Consider the following 17,786-nt stretch of genomic DNA (forward strand, 5'->3'; position numbering starts at 1 on the left):
TTCTATTCCAACTAAGACTTCTGTTTTGTCATGATCCTTCATGGCCCTTAATATTCGTTGATAGAAGGACTCAAATCCATCCCGAGATTGGGATACAGAGAATGATTTTTGAAGCACACGACCACGATCATCCACAAAACAAGCGAAATGTGTACGCTTCGCAATGTCGATACCGACGACAAGTGTTTTTTCAGTGACTTGATTAATTTTTTGATTTTCTATACAATCCATATGGAGTCCTCCTTGGTTAACAAATTAGGGGTCAATTCTAGCAGATTGACACCCCGCATCATACCAAGAGGGCTCTTTTTGTTCAAGTCCCCGAAAACCTTCTAACAGGAATGCTCCTTAATTTTATCTACATTACCCTTCTAGTTTACTTCGTAAACTTTTGAAATCCAATAGGCAATAATAATTCACTGTTAAAGGCGTAGTTCTTAATTGTTCGATTTCTTTACCACCAATATAAGGGATTTCGTAAAAGCTCACTTCATAACTTCCCGAAATACATACCCCCACCTGAAGCGGAAGCCATTTCTAATTTAATAAGTAGTTCGTCTCATAACTCTTGCTGATTACTTTTTCTAACTACATCTATAAGCTCATAGGAACAACAGCATATTATTGTGTAGATGAGTTCTTGATTATGCTTTGTTCAACGTCTATTCCTTTGATGTAAAGGACAGTCATCATAATACAAATACTTATTAATGGCATTTGTTAAGGCAACAAGCGCTTGAAGGAAAAGGAAAGAGGCATTCTCAAATCTTAATCTTTAAGAACTAAACACTCCCCTAACAGATAGGGGATATCTTACTTACTTGCTATTCTCTTAGACGTTTATCAAGGTTCCCTCAGTCTGTTGAGTAATTTCCTAGAGTTTAGCACTTCAAGCATATTCACTAGGACTGTCGTTTTCGGTAGACCAAACTTTGTTTTTCCATCACTTTCATAAACGGTTATCTTACAAGGCAAAAAATACTCAGCCAATTTTCACAAATATTAGCTCAACTTCTTCAACGCCATATGGCTTCAGTGTTTTCAATAATAGTTCTTCTATTTTTATACACTCGAAATTATTAGGTTGGCGATCCATATTAATGGATATATATCCTTTCTTGCATGCAAATCGAACAAGTTGCAATGAAGCATGATGAAAAAAGTATTATAATAGCCGTCAATATTTGCTTTTAACAACAAATTTATGATAGTAATTCTTGGTGCCTTTACAGATGTAGGATATTGGTAATTGATTTCGATAGGTGCTATGTTATTGTCTTTATACAAATATATTGTGTAAGTCTCTGAGGAAACTTGATTTTCATCGTACACGATAGAAATATTCAAGTTATTTTGATTAATTTGGTCAATTAGATTTTTTACTTCCTCTGTTTCGTGAAATCCTTCTAATCGAGCAATCTCTTTTCTTTCATTACTTAAAAAGAGGAGAGTTGGATTTTTCTTTATTCGATAGAAATTAGTTGCCTCGGTGTTCAATTCCACATATATAATTTTCGTTTGTATATCTTCATAAAGTTCACTTATCTCAAAAAGTACATCTCCCATAGATCTTCCCATTGGACAAGCTGTCAATGTGAACAAATTAATCATATGGATCTTATGACTCAAGTTAATCACTCCTCCGAGCGTTTCAAGGGGATTGAAAACCAAAATGAATGCCGATCCCCCTTTGTAGTAAGTCCTACCATACCATCGTGCAACTCAATGATTTCTTTGACAATCGCTAAACCAATCCCCGCTCCACCCGTTTCTCGGCTTCGAGATGGGTCTATTCGATAAAAGCGCTCAAATAGTAGCTTTTGACTTTCAAGCGGGATTTCCCTACCCAGGTTCGTTACCGTCACTTTATAATGTTCATTTATAACTTCTCCTTTAACATGTATCCAACCGCCCATGTCGTATTGAACAGCGTTTTTCAGCAAATTGTTCATAACCTGCTTTATGCCGTCTTCATACCCATAAATATTTATATCGACTATGTCCCAATTACATTGTATGTCTTTGTTTTGAAAGTCTAATGTAAAAGCATTTAACGTTGTTTCCACTACGTTCTTAATTGAAAATGGTGCAAATGCATGTAATGATGTTTTTTTACTTTCCCAAATATTTAATTGGTGAAGTTGTTCAACTAATCGGGATATGCGCAAAGATTCTTCGTGTAAGGAGTGATATAATTTTTGATTTCCTTCTAATATTCCAGAACTGAGTGCTTCTAAATAACCCATTATATTTGTCAGCGGTGTCCTCAATTCATGTGCAATATCTCCCACCATTTTTGCACGCAGTTCCTCGCCTTGCTTCAATTTTCTCGTCAATAAATTGAAATCTGCAATTAGTTGACCGACTTCATCCTGTGAGGTAATGGGAAGTGGCTCAACATATTCACCATGCGCTAGTTTTCGAGCCGTTAAACCCAGCTGCTTTATTGGTTGGAAAATTTTCCTCACTACTAAATAAAGAAGCATTCCAGATATCAGAATGATTAGCAAGGTCACACGGATAAGGTAATTATGCATGGTAAGGTTAAATGACAGTTTACTATCACTACTAACCGCTTCAAACTGATTAACAAGATAGCACGCTTGCTCCTTTATCGACACACCAACAAACCAGGATGTAAGTCCAATTGTCAACCCACTCACAACAATTAACTTCCACATTAGACTTTTATTTTTTAGAGCATATAGTTTACTTCTTCTGGTATGCAACAAATCGATATCCCATTCCTCGTACCGTTTCAATTAAATCAGCATCTCCGTCCCATTTCAGCTTCTCTCGCAACCTACCAATATGCACATCAATGGTTCGACTTATGACAATTTTTTCAAGGTTTGGATATAACTCATTAATAATCTGTTCTCTTGTCAAAACTTGATTAGGGTGCTTCATAAGGTAATAAAGTAATTTGAATTCATGTTGAGTTAAGGAAATAGGTTCACCGTAGTAGTTTATCTCTCCACGTTGAGGTTTAACGGTAATACCACGATAGGTAATCTTACTGCATCTCTGTGCGGTTCTTCGTAATACAGTCTCTACCCTTACTACCAATTCTTTCGGACTAAATGGCTTGGTGAGGTAATCATCCGCCCCCATTTCAAGTCCCTTAATACGGTCTCTTTCGTCTACCTTTGCAGTAAGCATTATGATTGGAATATCTGCTTTCAATTCCGCACGTAACCAATTACAAACTTCTTCGCCACTGGTCTTCGGGAGCATTAAATCTAATATAACGAAGCAAGGGTCATATTGAAGAAACTTCTCTTTCGCATCTTCACCATCCTTTGCTTCCCACACCTCATATCCTTCATTCATTAAATACAATGACACCAGATTCCTAATTTTCTCATCGTCTTCCACAACAAGAATTGACTTTCCCTTCGTGTTCATTTCAATCCTCCAAACACTTACTCAACAAAAGAAATCAATTTCTCCATCATTTCTTTATTCATAGGACCTATTATCTTCTCTTGTATTATTCCTTGAGAGTCAATAATGTAACTGGTTGGAATGGATACAACTTGGTAGGTATCAGCCACTTTATTGTCTTCATCCAAGACAACAGGAAAGGTAATCCCAAACTCGTTTAGAAATGTCGAAACGTTGTCTCGACTTTTTTCGGATTGAGTGAGATTGACTCCTAGGATTATCAACCCATCCTCTTTGTTTTCCTCAAAGAACTTCTGCATATCAGGCATTTCAGCTCGGCAAGGTGGACACCAAGTAGCCCACAGATTGATGATTACCTTTTTCCCTTTGAACTGAGAAAGCTTGAATTCTTGATCGTCTAATGATTTCAAAGTAAAGTCAGGAGCCATATTCCCTTTTTCTATACCTACCACTCTGTTCGTCTGCTCGCCTTGATTTACATTTCTTACACTCTCATTTGCTTCATTTGACGGAGTTTTTACAGTGCTGTATATCCCCCAAGCAACCAATACCAATAAAGCAAAAATGGCAATTACATTTTTCATTACCTTTCCTCCTAAAAACGAAATGGTGTAAATGTCGCAAGCCAGGCACTTATCTTTTGCAATTGTCCTGTAAATAACAGCAAACCCAACCCAATTAATATCCAACCATTTATTTTGTTCAAGTACGGAAGTATTTTGTTGATTTTTTTCACAACAGCCAATGAATAGGTGACACCGATAGAAATAAATAAAAACGGAATGCCTAAACCAAATGAGTAGACCAATAACATGACTATTCCTTGGTTCATTGTTTCGGATGTTCCAGCCAATAACAGGATAGACGATAAAACCATTCCCACACATGGCGTCCAACCTGTTCCAAATGCAACTCCCATAAGAAAGGGGCGCCATCTATCTTGAATGCTGTTTTGATTGATTTGTAGTCGCTTTTCAAACATAAGAAAGGGAATCGTAAAGATGTTTGCCATTTGTAAACCGAAAATGATGATGAGAAGACCACTAACTTTTTCGATTATTTCTCGATTATCGGAAATCAATTGCCCGATAATGCTGGCTGAAGCCCCCATTAGCACAAATACAAGACTAAAACCTGCAATAAAGCTAATGGAGCGCAGCAAAACCACTCTTTTTGTTACGACCAATTTATTGTCCCTCACATATGAGCCTGTTAAATTGGCGACATAAGCTGGTAGTAAGGGGAAAATACAAGGTGAAAAAAATGAAAGCAGACCTCCAACAAATGCAAAATAAATATTGATGTTTTCCAAATCGTACTCCCTCCTTCCATTTATCTAGGTTACGGAGAAACTGTTACGTTTCCTTAAAGTTATCTGATTTCTTCCAAGAGTAATCCAATACCATAATGATGCTGGATAAGAAAAGAAAGACGAATTGTATTTTTGAAAATCCTAAAAAAAAGGCTAAATGGGACTTCGTAAAAAATAACGCAAGAATCTGTCCAATGCAAAACCACATGAGAACGGGAAGCCACTCTTTGATATTTCCGACACTTATTTTTCTTATGACCCAGACATACAAGATCACACTCACCACAATCTGTAATAGGTGATAGAACAATTCGTACCTCTCAACCGCTAACCAAATTGCATGTCCGACTCCCCAAGCGATTAGCAATCCTGTTGCGAAAGTATCCATCGTTACATTGATAAGTATTCTCTTTCTTGCTATTTGCACCGTTATATAGACAATAGTCGCGATTCCAGCAAGCCATATCCCCCTTTCTCCGCCAGAGAAATAGATAATCGATATCGGATGACGGATAGTCTCCAAAGGGTGGAATATCACATAACTAAACTTCCACAAAACAAATGTGATGAATATCAAGTTCATTACCATTTGTGATATTACATCTTTCGTTCCCTTTTCATTCTCTAACCGCTTTTTAATTGCTAGGTATCCAAGAAGTGAGCATAAAATGAACGTAAAGATCCCCGCATTTATAGCAAATGGACCAATTTGTATCGCACCAAACATTCTTCTCCTCCTCTCAACAGTAGGATAGCCACGTATTGTTAACTTTTAATAAAGAAGCCTATTCTCCGTATGGGAATAGGCAACCTTAATACAATGAAATGGTCTATTACTTCGATTTTTGAGCAATCAAAATGTAATGTAAGTCGGTTGGATTATATCGTTTAACTACTTGAAACCCTACCTTTGCAAGCAAATCTTCCATATCGGAAGAATGGATACGATGATGTTCCGACGGTCCTTGTTCCATTGGCTTCTTTTCCCATTCCAAGCAGAAGCAGTAGCCACTTGATTTCAATACTCTATAAATTTCTTTTAGGGCTTGCGATAGTGGTTCCGCCTCATGAAGAACGAAAGAGGCAATGATATGCTCAACTTTTTCATCTTCTAACGGATTTTGTTCAATTGTGCCTTCAACAGGAACTACATTGTCCAGATTTTCTTCATTTGCCTTATCCTTAATAACAGACAACATGATTGGTTCTACATCCAAAGCATAGACAGTGCCTTTCGTTCGTTTGGCTGCAGGTATTGTAAAGTACCCAGTGCCAGCTCCAATATCTAGAATGTTGTCATTCTCCTTAATGGGAAGTAAACCTAATAGTTCATTGGGTGGTAGTGTCCTACGTCGTTCGGGATTATCAAGTTTTTCCAAGTTGGCTGGATTAAACCTTTTTTCATTCAAAGTTGGCTTCACTCCTTTCAACTTACAGTTTTGAAGGGGTTTGAATCTTACCTCCCCAAGCCATTATTCCACCTTGAAGATTAAACAAGTTTTTAAAACCGCCTTTAGTTAGTATTCTTGCAGCTTGCTTACTCCGCATACCACTTTGGCAGTATAAAAATATGTCTTTATCGGTTGGGATATCCTTCATACGCCCTTTTATCTGTGATAATGGAATATTAATTGCGCCAGGTATATAGCCGTTCTCGTATTCTCTGGGTTCACGAACGTCAATAATCACTTTTTTACTGTTATTCGTGAATTGCTTGCTTAGTTCATCTGCCTTGATATTCTTTACGCCTTGAATAGGTGCAAATCTTGAATAGACAAACCAACCCAATAGGATCCAAACCAATATGTTTATTAACGTTGAAGTCTCCACAAACCTCTTTCCTCCCCAATAAAACTGATTTATCGACTTTTCACTAAGAGCTCCACCGCTTCTTGAACAAGCTTACCTGTATCTCTCCCAGCAGCTTGCTCCTCTTGAATACATTGCTGTAAATTCACAGCTACAATTTGAGCAATAGCCTTATCAGCGGCATTTCGAACTGCTGAAAGTTGCGCTACTACCTCTTTACAAGGCTTCTCTTCCTCCATTAACCGAAGAACGCCACGGACCTGTCCTTCTAATCGTCTCAATCGTTTTTTTATTTCGTCAGTGTAATTATTCATTTGTTAACCATTCCCTCCAGCCGTATACTCGTATAGGTATAATATACAACTAAAAAATAAGTAATACACTTGTTTAGATAAACAGATTTACCTTCGCATCCGTAGCATCCCCTAAATAAGCTGCTACCCCTGCATATTCTAATCCATCAATAAGTTCTTCCTTTTGAAGACCTAACAAATCCATAGTCATCGTACAAGCAACCAGTTTTACTCCTTGTTCCTGAGCCATTTCCATCAACTGCGGGAGTGTCAGAGCATTGTGCTTCTTCATAACATGTTTAATCATCTTCGGTCCCATCCCCATAAAATTCATTTTGGATAAAGACAATTTCTCGGCACCTCGCGGCATCATCCAGCCGAACATTTTTTCCAACCACCCTTTTTTAACAGGAATAGGTTGTTCTTTTCTAAATGCATTCAATCCCCAAAATGTGGCAAAAATCGTCACTTCATGGTCATAAGCCGCTGCACCGTTAGCAATAATAAAGGCTGCCATAGCCTTATCGTAATCCCCACTAAATAAAATAATCGTTGTTTTCTCTTTTTTATTTTCCATCTCTGCTCTCCTCCAAATATTATTTTTAATGTATCTGTAACACAAAGTAATTACATACTTATACTGCTATCGGTATATTAATATGCAAAAAAGAATAGATCAATGTTAAACTTCACCATTGCATTCGGACTTCAAGTGAATAAATCGACTTTAATTTAAAAAATAACCAAAGGTTCTTGAGGCTATAGAGATCCTCCCCAAGTTATTGTCTGTTTCTTATCAGTCTTTTTTATATCACCCGTCCACTCTCATACCGCCCTTCATATTCACAACATTATACCGCTTGGCATGTAACAATTCGCATGCTTTTCCACTACGACATACAACAATGGTTTCTTTATTCGAATTAAACTCTTGTAGGTGGTATGGGATTTCACCCAAGGGAATATGTTTAGCACCTGGAATATGCCCTGTTGCCCACTCTTTAGGTTCACGAATATCTAATACAACAACATCTTCTCTATTTTTTAATCTTCTCAGCACTTCTTCGGTGTTTTGCTCCTTAAATGAAATTTTTTGCATTTCTGCAACCCCCCTCCTTTTTATTGAGTCAGAATTTCAAACCATATTTTAACCACCGTAGCAACAATCAATGCGGCTAAAATCCACTGGAGAATTCTTGTATTTATTTTTTTACTTATCATAGCCCCTAATGGTGAAGCCACTGTACTTGCCACAACCATAATAAGGGATGGAATAAGCAACATATGTCCGCCTAGAAACTTACCTACTGTAGAGCCAATAGATGAAATAAAGGTAATAGCCAAAGATGATGCGATCGCTACCCTAGTAGGTATTTTCAATATGACAAGCATGACAGGAACGGTAATAAACGCACCTGCTGCTCCAACAATTCCAGATAGGATTCCTATAATCCCCGAAAGGATGGCTGCTAAGGTTTTGTTAAACTTCACTTTCGTAAAGTCTTCTACATCATCACCTTTTTTTGGCAAAAACATCATGACGGCAGCGATTAGCGCCAAAATTGCGTAGACCAAATTAATGGTGGAATTCGGAAGAAATTTAGACCCGTATCCTCCAATGAAACTTCCAACAATAATCGATATCCCCATTGTGATGACCAATAGCTTATTAATGTAACCACCCTTTCGGAATGCGAACATACCAGCAAGCGTAGCAAAAAATACTTGGACAGCACTAATTGCTGAAACCTCTTGGGCAGTAAAGGCTATGAAACCCAATGCAGGCGGAATGTATAACAGCATTGGATATTTGATAATTGAGCCTCCAATCCCCACCATTCCCGATATGGCTGACCCGACAAATCCAATTCCAAATAACATCAAGATATATGCCCAATCCATGTTATACCCTTCTTTCCAAAAAAGGGAATGACACTATACTTAAAGTCATTCCCTTTCCTATTTTTATCCTTTTTTAATCCAGAACTTTAATACACCATTTTCTTCTGTGTCTTTTAACATTTCATGTCCTGATGACTTTGCCCAAGCAGTTAGGTCATTTTTAGCCCCTTTGTCTGTTGTATGGACTTCCAGAACCTCACCCGATTCAATTTCACCGATTGCTTTTTTTGTTTTCACAATTGGCATCGGACATGCCAACCCTTTTGCATCTAATACTTTATTGCTATTCATCTTTGTTTCCCCCTTATTTATCGTGTACCGCACAACGGTTTGGACCAATTTCCATTTCCCGTTGTTCTTCTTCATTTGGGGTAATTTTCCCCATATTGGTTTGACGAATTTCTTGGTAGGCATTCGGTTGTGGTGGCAAGTTCTCTGTAACTGTTTTTCTGAATTCAACTTCATCTTGAATGTTTAAACCTGGATTTTTCTGATACAAATCACCCATACGAGCGGATACTTTTCCACCTTCGCCCAGTTCCGTTATTTTTCCAAAGTGTGCAGGAAGAACAATCAGGTCATTGGAAAGCTCTTTATACCGATTGTATAGCGTGTTACGGAGGTCTCCCACCCAATCTTCGGCTTTACCAGCCAAATCTGGACGACCAATCGATTCAATGAATAGAATATCCCCTGTCAGAAAATACTTGTCGTCAACAATAAGGGAGGTACTACCAATTGTATGACCTGGGGAGTATATCGGTTGGATGGTAATCGTTGTATTACCAACTGTAATATTTTTGCCTTCCTCCAGTTTTTCGTACGTAAAAGTAACCTCTGTTGCATCTTTTGGTGGGAGCCAGTAAGTTGCTCCAACTTTTTCAGCTAATTTCTTTCCGCCAGAAATATGGTCTGCGTGCAAGTGAGTATCAATCGTATGTTTAATTGATACGTTAATATCTTTAGCAAATTGCTCGTAAACATCGGTCATCCGTAACGTGTCAACAATGGCTGCTTCTCCATTAGAAACCACCATATAGGAGAGACATCCTTTCCCAATTCGAACGAACTGATAAATGGAACCTCCGTCTTTTAAATCACCAATCTTTACGGGTTCCAAATGCTCACTCCAAGCTTTCATTCCACCTTCGAGATAGAAAACATTGGTTCTTCCAGCTTCGACAATTTTCTCCGCAACAAATTGAGAAGAACCTTCTTTTGCACAAACCACAAGCACCTTCTTGTTATTAGGTATTTTATCGAGAGCTGGATCTACCCCATCAATCAAATCAAAATATGGGATGTTAATGATTTCAATCTTATCCCCTTCAATTCTCCAATCATTAAAATCACTTTCATTACGGACATCAATGATAAATAACTCCTCTTTTTGGAAAACAATTTGTGCCAATTCGTTTGGAGACATTTTATTCAAACCTGTTATCGTGTTCATTGTCATATCCTCCATAGCTTAAAATGTTAAGGTAATATTGGCATCCTTCGCGAAATCAAGGAATGTAACAGCCCCACCAACATCAATTCCATCGATAAAGTCTTCCTTCTTCAAATTCATTACGTCCATTGTCATTTGACATGCAATTATTTTTACACCCATTTGCTGTGCCATCCCCACTAATTCAGGAATAGAAGGTACATTTGCATTTTTGAACCCTTCAGCGAAATGTTCCTTGCCAACTGGCATTGGCAATTGTTGATAAGCCTCTTTATGAATTAAATTCAACCCCTCAAATGTGAAGAAAATAGCGACCTCTGCATCTGTTGTAGCTGAGGCTGTAGCAATATTAAATACCTTGTATGCGTCAAACAATCCACCGTTGCTTGCAATAATTGCGACTTTTGTTGCCATTACTCGTTCCTCCGTTTGATGTAGATTTATTGGTTTTTTTCCGTTGTTCCTGTCCACCCAGACATTCCTGGCAATACATTTCTAACGTTTTTAAAACCCTTTTCAGCTAAAAGTTGACAAGCCATATCACTTCGGCTTCCTGTTCGGCAAATAACGTTAATTTCTTCATCTGGGTTCAATTCATTTAATCGAGATTCTAATTCACCTAATGGAATGGACTTAGCTCCTGGAATGCGATTAAATGCATATTCAGCTGGTTCACGCACATCCAAGATCGTGAATTTCTCCTTTGCATTAAGTTTTGTTTGTAATTCTTCATTGGTGATTGTATGAGGGTATTTTGTTTCTTCCTTCACTTCACTTGGACTTGACTTGCGGAGATAATGCTTTAAAATTTCCCCTTCTACAACGGTACCCAAATATTGATGTCCTGTATTTTTTGCCCATCCTTGAATATCAGCTAATGAACCTTTGTCCGTAGCCTGTACTTCAATGACTTGACCTGGCTGTAATTCCTCTACAGCCTTTTTTGTTTTTACAATGGGCATTGGACATGCAAGACCTTTACAATCGAGGACTTTATCTGCTTTAATCGAAGCTTGTGAACTCATAAACATTCCTCCCGAGATTTAGTCTCTCTCCACTTCGCCTTTCCATCCCAACATTCCACCTGCCATATTCAGCAGGTTGTCGTATCCGAGATTTGACAAATATTCACATGCCTTTCCACTTCTATTTCCGCTTCGGCAAATGAAAATCACTTCCTTATCTTTTTCGATTTCACTTAAACGGTTTGGAAGTTCATTTAGTGGAATGAGTTTAGAACCTTTAATTCGTCCTTCCGAGTATTCTTCTTGATTTCTTACATCAATCAGTTGGACTGCCTTTTGGGTGGTTAATTTATCTTTTACTTCTTGGGGTGTAATATCTTTCCACGTTCCACGCATTATTTTTCCCTCCTGTCTCTTTAAATATGTGCTGTTCACTTGAGTCTTATACATATACCCCTATGGGTATTATTATATGCATCAAAGAAGATATGTCAACACCTTTAATAACCTACTGCATGAAATTCAATTTCTTGGTGGAAGTGGGCTAAGTATTGTTTTATTTGCTCAACGTCATTAAAATTGGTTATATGATAATTATACCCAATAGATATTTACAGGAGAGTTATTAGGTCTTCTCAATTCACAATTCGCAAAAATGATTCAGAATCTAGAACTTATTCATTTCACTCGAATCGTAATTTGTGGTCAGGTTTCTTGTTCGGTCTTGGCTTTGTTGCTTTTTTCGATGAAACTGTTTTTCATCAACTTCTTCATTGGCATCATTTTTACGACAAGTCCACAACTGAGATTTGGCTGGTCTCGGATGGTTTTATTCACGCTTTTAGCTGGGTTGCGACCATTGGCGGCTTGTTTATGTTCGCTGATTTGCGTCGACGAAACACCTTGTACTCAATAGATGGTGGGGTGGTGTATTACTTGGTGCGGGCGGATTTCAATTATACGATGGTACAATCCAACACAAGATAATGAGGATACACCAGTTTGCTATGTTGAGAATGTTCTTATGTACGATTTGATTTGGAATGTTATAGCCCTTGCAATGGTAGTAGGCGGTATTGTTATCCTTATGCGTACAAGATCACCCGAAAAGGAATTTCTCAAATGAACATCATTAATGAGATTCATCACGCTAATGGAACTCACATTTACATTACGATTAGGTACTGCCACAACTACTCTTGGCGCTCCCCTTCTTGTTAGCATTGGTTATATATCAATCGGAGAGCCAAATCAACGACCCTGTAAGATATGTCTGGGAAAATAGAAAATCAATTAATGCAGTGTTAAAACAGAAATGATTAGGTAAAAGCCAATGACGAACCGAAACGATTGAATTCCCCCTTCCAAGCCTTTTAAGAGTTGGGAGGGGCAAAACCCTTATCTTGAAAGTAAAAAGCACCACGGTGGCACCAAGCTCGTCAGAGCAGAACACCCCAAGGCTAAAAAAGGTGCCGATCTGCTCAATATAAATTTAGAGGGTTCCCAAGATTTGCTTAGGAACCCTCTAATTTATTCCGCGCAGCAAGGTAACTTAGATACGTCACGAATAATTAACACACTTGGTACTGCTTTTAACGGAAGAAATCGTTGTCAAAGTTGTTTTGGGTCGGGTTGCATTGAACCATTGCTGAAAAAGTAAGTAGACAATAATAAGGTCGATTGCATCTCCGCCGTAATACATTAGCATACCGCCTATTTTCGCTTCTGCTGTGGACACTCCAGAAGGAGGATGGGCAAAAATGTATTTAGTTAATATACTGTGACCAGCCAAAGCAATTATCAATACATTTGCACGGTAAAGAAAACTAGTCTTATGAGGTGTCGGGTCAATACATAGTATGGACACAGTGAATAAATAACCTGCAATACAAATATGCAGGTACCTCTTGCAAATCGTTCGCATATTGATTTCACAGCCCACTAAAAACGGAGTAATGATAAACACTTGACCCTGTACTAAGGTACAGGGTTTACAATTATTTTGGAGGTGAACTTAGTGGATTACCGTATCGGGGAAATCGCGAAGAAATGCAATGTTAATAAAGAAACACTTAGGTATTACGAACGAATGGGCTTGATTTCTGAGCCTATAAGGTCAGATTCGGGCTATCGATTGTATGTTGAACGAGATTACAGAAAGGGAGACGGAGATGAAAGATAAAAAAATATTTACAGTGGGTATAATTGGAACAGTTCTGACTTTGCTTTGTTGTGCAACCCCTCTCCTTGTCATTTTACTTGGAGCCGTAGGACTTGGAGCGATTACTGGTTACCTTGACTATGTACTTATGCCCTTATTAGTCGCTTTCATTGGGTTAACCATCTACGCCTATGGGAAGCAAAACAAGAAAAATATCAATGAAGATTGTTGCCACCCGAAAAAGGAGCAGGAGTTATGAAAGAAAAATTCTCAAGTTTGATTACCGTACTATCTGCATTTGTAATGGCTGGATGTTGTTTAGGTCCATTGATACTCGTTCCTTTAGGTCTAACAAGTGTAGCTGCTACGTTGGCTATCTTTGCAACTAAATATCAGCTAATCCTTATGATTGTGACTTTGATTATGCTTGGTATCTCCGCTTTTCTTGTCTATGGCAGAAAATGCAGTAAGAGAAGTACAATTACCTTTTTCTGGCTATCGACAGGCTTAGTTATTGCAATGTTTGGTTACACCCTTTTTGCTAAGGGTTACATTTGAGAGAGGGGAACGGGATGAAAAAAGCTAAAACTTTATTTTTCGGATTATTCCTGTTGTTATCTTCATTTGTTGTATCTGTGTGGGAATGAAAATGCAGATTCTAAAGCGCAAAGGACTCAAGAGAGTCAAACTAAAGTCGACACTGAAATGACGACCTTCAAAGTAACGGGAATGACTTGTGCTAGCTGTTCATTTGTTGTCAAAAGTGCCATTGAAAACGTGAAAGGTGTTCAAGCGGTTACGATAGATACAAAGGGCAGTGTAGGAACAGTTCAAGTCGAGTTTAAAAAAAACGCAACGAATATCGAATCGATTAAGCAATCTGTGACTGATTTGGGATATGGTGTGGAAAATTGAGGGAATATAAACAATCAAAGGAGGAATTCTTATGGGTAAGCAAAACATTACAGTTCGCATAGAAGTTACTGGTATGACCTGTACCAGTTGTGAGCAACACGTAAAAAAAGCCTTAACAACGATTGGAGCAAACAACATTTTCGCAAGTTTTCGGAAGAACGAAGTAACTTTTGAAGTTCCAGATAAAAGCTATATACAGTTTGCTAAAGAAGCGATCATTAAGTGCGGTTACACTCCAAGACACGAAGAAATCATTTCACAGCAAAATCGTCTAGAATTAAGCAATGATGGTGATTACGATTTGGTCATTATAGGTTCTGGCGGAGCTGCTTTCGCTTCCGCAATTAAAGCGGTTGAATATGGTGCAAAGGTAGCGATGATTGAACGAAGCACAATAGGTGGAACTTGCGTCAATATCGGCTGTGTCCCTTCAAAAACAATGCTACGTGCTGGCGAGATAAATCATTTTTCAAAACAAAATCAATTTCTTGGACTTAATACCTCTGCGGGTCCCGTAGACTTGTCTACGTTGGTTGACCAAAAAAATGAACTTGTCCAATATCTTCGCCACGAAAAGTACATTAATTTGATTGATGAGTATTGCTTTGAAATCATTCAGGGCGAAGCCACGTTTGTCGATGAACAAACTGTAGAGGTTAATGGTCAGAAGATAACAGCCAAACATTTTTTAATTGCTACAGGCGCTTCCCCCTCCATTCCAAACATAGAGGGTTTGAACGAAGTAGAATACTTAACAAGTACGAGCGCTCTACAATTGAAACAATTACCTAAACGCCTTACTGTCATTGGATCTGGCTATATTGCAATGGAACTAGGGCAAATGTTTCATCATTTGGGTTCAGAAGTTACTTTAATGCAACGTAGTCCAAGGGTATTAAAGGCATATGACCCTGAAATTTCGGAAGCCATCACAAAAGCGATAACGGAACAAGGTATTAGCTTAATCACTAATGCAACTTTTAACAAGGTTGAAATGGCAAACGGAACCAAGCTTGTGCATATCACCGTTAATGGCGAGAATATGGTAGTAGAGGCTGACGAAATTCTTGTTGCTACTGGACGTAAGCCCAATATAGAAAAATTGAATCTTGAACTTGCTGGAGTAAAAATTGGTAGTCATGGAGAAGTAATTGTTGATGAGTATTTGCAGACAAGTAATCCAAGAGTATATGCTGCTGGAGATGTCACTATGGGACCGCAGTTTGTATACGTCGCCGCATATGAGGGTGGTTTAGTTGCAGATAACATTTTTGGGTCATTAAAGCGAAAACTTGACCTTACTGTTGTACCAGGCGTGACCTTTACAACCCCTTCGATTGCAACGGTTGGTCTTACAGAGGAGCAAGCAAAAGCCAAAGGATATGAAGTAAAGACATCCGTTTTACCATTAAATGCTGTGCCAAGAGCGATTGTAAATCGTGAAACTACGGGCGTTTTTAAATTAGTTGCTGACGCTCAATCGGGAAAAGTGTTAGGCGTTCATATTGTTGCTGAAAACGCAGGAGATGTAATTTACTCAGCAACTTTATCTGTAAAGTTTGGGCTAACCGTTAATGACTTGAGAGAAACATTGGCTCCATATCTAACAATGTCAGAAGGCATTAAACTCGCTGCTCTTACCTTTGATAAGGACGTTTCAAAACTTTCTTGTTGTGCGGGATAATCACGGGGTTCCTAAGACTTGACTTAGGAACCTACTTTACAATGACGGCGATAAAAGGATAGGTTCTTGTTTAATGACGAGGACCCCATAACATTATGGATACGCCAACAATACATATCGATGCCCCAATCCAATCATAGAGGTCAGGCGTTTTCTTATCTATCCACCATCCCCAAAGAACCGCAAGCACGACAAATACGCCTCCATAAGCGGCATAAACTCTTCCAAATGTCGGAAAATTTTGAAGGGTAGGGATGATACCGTATGAAATAAGGATAATGCTTCCTACAATTCCGTACCAAAAAGGCTTGGATTCTCTCAACCATAGCCAAACTAAATACCCTCCACCTATCTCTGCAAGACCTGCAAGAATGAACAATATTATTGCAGTAATCATTTTTACACTCCTCTATAAGTTACAACATCTCAATTATAGATTAAGGTACTACACAATCTATAAAGCATCAATATTTGCGAACACGGCATAATAAATAAACCTCTGACCACTAATCAGAATAGTCAAAGGTTTATTTTTGGATTATGTTGATTTCTATATATTTATTGCTTTTTATAAGGTTTTACTCCAATCGTGAACAGCTTGTCCTTCAAGATACCTTTCGCAATCAAGCGCAGCCATACAGCCCGAACCAGCCGCTGTAATCGCTTGGCGATATTTATGGTCTTGAACATCACCACAAGCAAACACGCCTGGAATATTGGTTTCCGCTGTGCCAGGCTTAACAATAATATAACCTACATCATCAGTTTCAAGTTGTCCCTCTAAGAAGGCTGTATTAGGTCTGTGACCGATAGCCACGAAAATTCCATCAGTTTCCAAAACCTCTTCTTGACCCGTCTCATTGTTGCGTACCTTTAACCCTGTTACACCCTTCTCGCCAGCGACCACTTCTACTGGGGTACAATTTAGACTCCAAGTAATTTTAGGGTTATTCTTTGCTCGTTCCTGCATAATTTTAGATGCTCGTAATTCATTTCTACGATGCACGACACGAACTTATGTTGCAAACTTGGTTAAAAAGTTTGCTTCTTCCATAGCAGAGTCTCCGCCACCGACAACTATGATTTTCTTTCCTCTGAAAAAGAATCCATCACAAGTTGCGCAAGTGCTTACGCCACGCCCGATATTTTCCTTTTCTCCTGGAATTTCGAGAAGTTTTGCAGAAGCTCCTGTAGATATGATTAAAGCTTCTGTTTTTATTTCTCCCAATCCATCAACAGTAAGAGTAAATGGACGTTGAGATAAATCCACCTTTGTTACCCAGCCTCTTTTAAATTCGGATCCAAATCGCTCTGCTTGCTTTCGCATATTATCCATAAGTTCAGGACCCATAATTCCATCTGGAAACCCAGGAAAGTTCTCAACCTCAGTAGTTAAGGTTAATTGCCCACCTGGTTCTTGACCTTCAATCACTAATGGCTTCATATTCGCACGTGCCAAATAAATAGCTGCCGTTAATCCTGCGGGTCCCGTTCCTAATACAACAACTTTTTGCATAGAATAATATCCTCCCTCTATAAATGTTGATATATCAACGGTTTAACCCGTTGGTGGGGTGTCAAAAAAATAATTTTCGACACGCATACTAACAATATTTTTATATTATGTGAAACTATTCCATCCTATGGGTACGCTACGCGGCCACTACTGGGTAATAATGGTAAGTAGTGCTAGAGAATGATGTGATGCACAATGGATCTCTGCGTAACTTATGATGACGTACCCTCCCATGTCTCTTGGCATCTGTGTGCCTACATTCCTTCGTTCGGTCTAGTCATAAGGCAGAGGCTAGCGAAGCTCCTTAAGGGACTCGAGGTCGAATGGAAAAAAATAATGCCAGCTTCTCCGTGTCATCCTGTTGTCTA

The 17,786-nt window shown here is 38.6% G+C and carries 24 protein-coding genes and 3 pseudogenes; 6 read left to right on the forward strand and 21 right to left on the reverse strand.

Annotated elements, in window-relative coordinates:
* The 18 genes from H538_RS24195 to H538_RS0116825 all read right to left on the reverse strand — a co-directional run.
* On the reverse strand, positions 1-231 hold a 231-nt coding region (locus tag H538_RS24195; protein ID WP_035351292.1), incomplete at its 3' end, for an IS110 family transposase.
* Between the two features lie 831 nt (positions 232-1,062).
* A complete protein-coding gene (locus tag H538_RS0116745; RefSeq protein ID WP_026678578.1) occupies positions 1,063-1,629 on the reverse strand; it encodes a thioredoxin family protein in 567 nt (188 codons plus the stop codon).
* A 5-nt stretch (positions 1,630-1,634) separates the two neighbouring features.
* A complete protein-coding gene (locus H538_RS0116750) occupies positions 1,635-2,663 on the reverse strand; it encodes a sensor histidine kinase (RefSeq protein WP_161627215.1) in 1,029 nt (342 codons plus the stop codon).
* Between the two features lie 46 nt (positions 2,664-2,709).
* Positions 2,710-3,408, reverse strand: coding sequence for a response regulator (locus H538_RS0116755; RefSeq protein WP_026678580.1), 699 nt, complete (start codon positions 3,406-3,408; stop codon positions 2,710-2,712).
* A 17-nt stretch (positions 3,409-3,425) separates the two neighbouring features.
* Positions 3,426-3,992, reverse strand: a complete 567-nt coding sequence (locus tag H538_RS0116760; RefSeq protein WP_026678581.1) for a TlpA disulfide reductase family protein — start codon at positions 3,990-3,992, stop codon at positions 3,426-3,428.
* A gap of 11 nt (positions 3,993-4,003) precedes the next feature.
* A complete protein-coding gene (locus tag H538_RS0116765; protein WP_026678582.1) occupies positions 4,004-4,720 on the reverse strand; it encodes a cytochrome c biogenesis CcdA family protein in 717 nt (238 codons plus the stop codon).
* 43 nt (positions 4,721-4,763) lie between these two features.
* Entirely contained in the window at positions 4,764-5,447 is a 684-nt protein-coding gene (locus tag H538_RS0116770) for a prolipoprotein diacylglyceryl transferase (RefSeq protein WP_026678583.1), read from the reverse strand.
* Positions 5,448-5,553: 106 nt separating this feature from the next.
* Positions 5,554-6,129 carry a class I SAM-dependent methyltransferase gene (locus tag H538_RS0116775; RefSeq protein WP_026678584.1) on the reverse strand — a complete coding sequence of 192 codons (576 nt, stop codon included), beginning with the start codon at positions 6,127-6,129 and terminating at the stop codon, positions 5,554-5,556.
* 22 nt (positions 6,130-6,151) lie between these two features.
* The gene (locus H538_RS0116780) at positions 6,152-6,550 is read right to left on the reverse strand and encodes a rhodanese-like domain-containing protein (RefSeq protein WP_026678585.1); all 399 of its coding nucleotides are present in this window, start codon (positions 6,548-6,550) and stop codon (positions 6,152-6,154) included.
* A 29-nt stretch (positions 6,551-6,579) separates the two neighbouring features.
* Positions 6,580-6,843, reverse strand: coding sequence for a metal-sensitive transcriptional regulator (locus H538_RS0116785; RefSeq protein ID WP_026678586.1), 264 nt, complete (start codon positions 6,841-6,843; stop codon positions 6,580-6,582).
* Positions 6,844-6,916: 73 nt separating this feature from the next.
* Positions 6,917-7,399, reverse strand: coding sequence for a DsrE/DsrF/DrsH-like family protein (locus tag H538_RS0116790; protein ID WP_026678587.1), 483 nt, complete (start codon positions 7,397-7,399; stop codon positions 6,917-6,919).
* Between the two features lie 234 nt (positions 7,400-7,633).
* On the reverse strand, positions 7,634-7,921 hold the full coding sequence (locus H538_RS0116795) for a rhodanese-like domain-containing protein (protein ID WP_026678588.1): 288 nt from the start codon (positions 7,919-7,921) through the stop codon (positions 7,634-7,636).
* Positions 7,922-7,941: 20 nt separating this feature from the next.
* Positions 7,942-8,724, reverse strand: a complete 783-nt coding sequence (locus tag H538_RS0116800) for a sulfite exporter TauE/SafE family protein (protein ID WP_026678589.1) — start codon at positions 8,722-8,724, stop codon at positions 7,942-7,944.
* A 63-nt stretch (positions 8,725-8,787) separates the two neighbouring features.
* Positions 8,788-9,015 carry a sulfurtransferase TusA family protein gene (locus H538_RS0116805; protein WP_026678590.1) on the reverse strand — a complete coding sequence of 76 codons (228 nt, stop codon included), beginning with the start codon at positions 9,013-9,015 and terminating at the stop codon, positions 8,788-8,790.
* 13 nt (positions 9,016-9,028) lie between these two features.
* Positions 9,029-10,177, reverse strand: coding sequence for an MBL fold metallo-hydrolase (locus H538_RS0116810; protein ID WP_026678591.1), 1,149 nt, complete (start codon positions 10,175-10,177; stop codon positions 9,029-9,031).
* An 18-nt stretch (positions 10,178-10,195) separates the two neighbouring features.
* Positions 10,196-10,591 carry a DsrE/DsrF/DrsH-like family protein gene (locus H538_RS0116815; RefSeq protein ID WP_026678592.1) on the reverse strand — a complete coding sequence of 132 codons (396 nt, stop codon included), beginning with the start codon at positions 10,589-10,591 and terminating at the stop codon, positions 10,196-10,198.
* A 26-nt stretch (positions 10,592-10,617) separates the two neighbouring features.
* The gene (locus tag H538_RS0116820; RefSeq protein ID WP_026678593.1) at positions 10,618-11,202 is read right to left on the reverse strand and encodes a sulfurtransferase TusA family protein; all 585 of its coding nucleotides are present in this window, start codon (positions 11,200-11,202) and stop codon (positions 10,618-10,620) included.
* Positions 11,203-11,220: 18 nt separating this feature from the next.
* Entirely contained in the window at positions 11,221-11,538 is a 318-nt protein-coding gene (locus tag H538_RS0116825) for a rhodanese-like domain-containing protein (protein WP_026678594.1), read from the reverse strand.
* 249 nt (positions 11,539-11,787) lie between these two features.
* Here H538_RS0116825 and H538_RS25695 point away from each other — a divergent pair.
* Positions 11,788-12,268: pseudogene (locus tag H538_RS25695) on the forward strand (DUF2243 domain-containing protein).
* A 435-nt stretch (positions 12,269-12,703) separates the two neighbouring features.
* Here H538_RS25695 and H538_RS25700 read toward each other — a convergent pair.
* Complete coding sequence (locus tag H538_RS25700) at positions 12,704-13,066, reverse strand: cytochrome c oxidase assembly protein (RefSeq protein ID WP_081412694.1); 363 nt, start codon at positions 13,064-13,066, stop codon at positions 12,704-12,706.
* 93 nt (positions 13,067-13,159) lie between these two features.
* Between H538_RS25700 and H538_RS25705 the strand changes: the two are divergent.
* From H538_RS25705 to merA, 5 genes and pseudogenes are all read left to right on the forward strand, one after another.
* Positions 13,160-13,291 (forward strand): annotated as a pseudogene (locus H538_RS25705) (MerR family DNA-binding transcriptional regulator); the annotation flags it as partial.
* A gap of 22 nt (positions 13,292-13,313) precedes the next feature.
* Positions 13,314-13,562 (forward strand): mercury resistance system transport protein MerF, encoded by a 249-nt coding sequence (gene merF, locus H538_RS0116835; protein ID WP_026678595.1) that lies wholly within the window; start codon positions 13,314-13,316, stop codon positions 13,560-13,562.
* The gene (merT, locus tag H538_RS0116840; protein WP_026678596.1) at positions 13,559-13,861 is read left to right on the forward strand and encodes a mercuric transport protein MerT; all 303 of its coding nucleotides are present in this window, start codon (positions 13,559-13,561) and stop codon (positions 13,859-13,861) included. The genes merF and merT overlap by 4 nt, the downstream gene beginning before the upstream one ends.
* Positions 13,862-14,008: 147 nt before the next feature.
* Positions 14,009-14,218 (forward strand): heavy-metal-associated domain-containing protein, encoded by a 210-nt coding sequence (locus H538_RS0116845; protein WP_026678597.1) that lies wholly within the window; start codon positions 14,009-14,011, stop codon positions 14,216-14,218.
* A 31-nt stretch (positions 14,219-14,249) separates the two neighbouring features.
* Positions 14,250-15,902 (forward strand): mercury(II) reductase, encoded by a 1,653-nt coding sequence (gene merA / locus H538_RS0116850; protein WP_026678598.1) that lies wholly within the window; start codon positions 14,250-14,252, stop codon positions 15,900-15,902.
* A 70-nt stretch (positions 15,903-15,972) separates the two neighbouring features.
* On the opposite strand, the gene H538_RS0116855 is transcribed toward merA, so the two are convergent.
* Both H538_RS0116855 and trxB read right to left on the reverse strand, forming a co-directional pair.
* Positions 15,973-16,299 carry a YnfA family protein gene (locus H538_RS0116855; RefSeq protein WP_026678599.1) on the reverse strand — a complete coding sequence of 109 codons (327 nt, stop codon included), beginning with the start codon at positions 16,297-16,299 and terminating at the stop codon, positions 15,973-15,975.
* Positions 16,300-16,470: 171 nt separating this feature from the next.
* Positions 16,471-17,418: pseudogene (trxB, locus tag H538_RS24200) on the reverse strand (thioredoxin-disulfide reductase).
* Positions 17,419-17,786 lie beyond the last annotated feature (368 nt).

The sequence above is a fragment of the Fictibacillus gelatini DSM 15865 genome (assembly GCF_000430745.1).
Lineage (GTDB): Bacteria > Bacillota > Bacilli > Bacillales > Fictibacillaceae > Fictibacillus_A > Fictibacillus_A gelatini.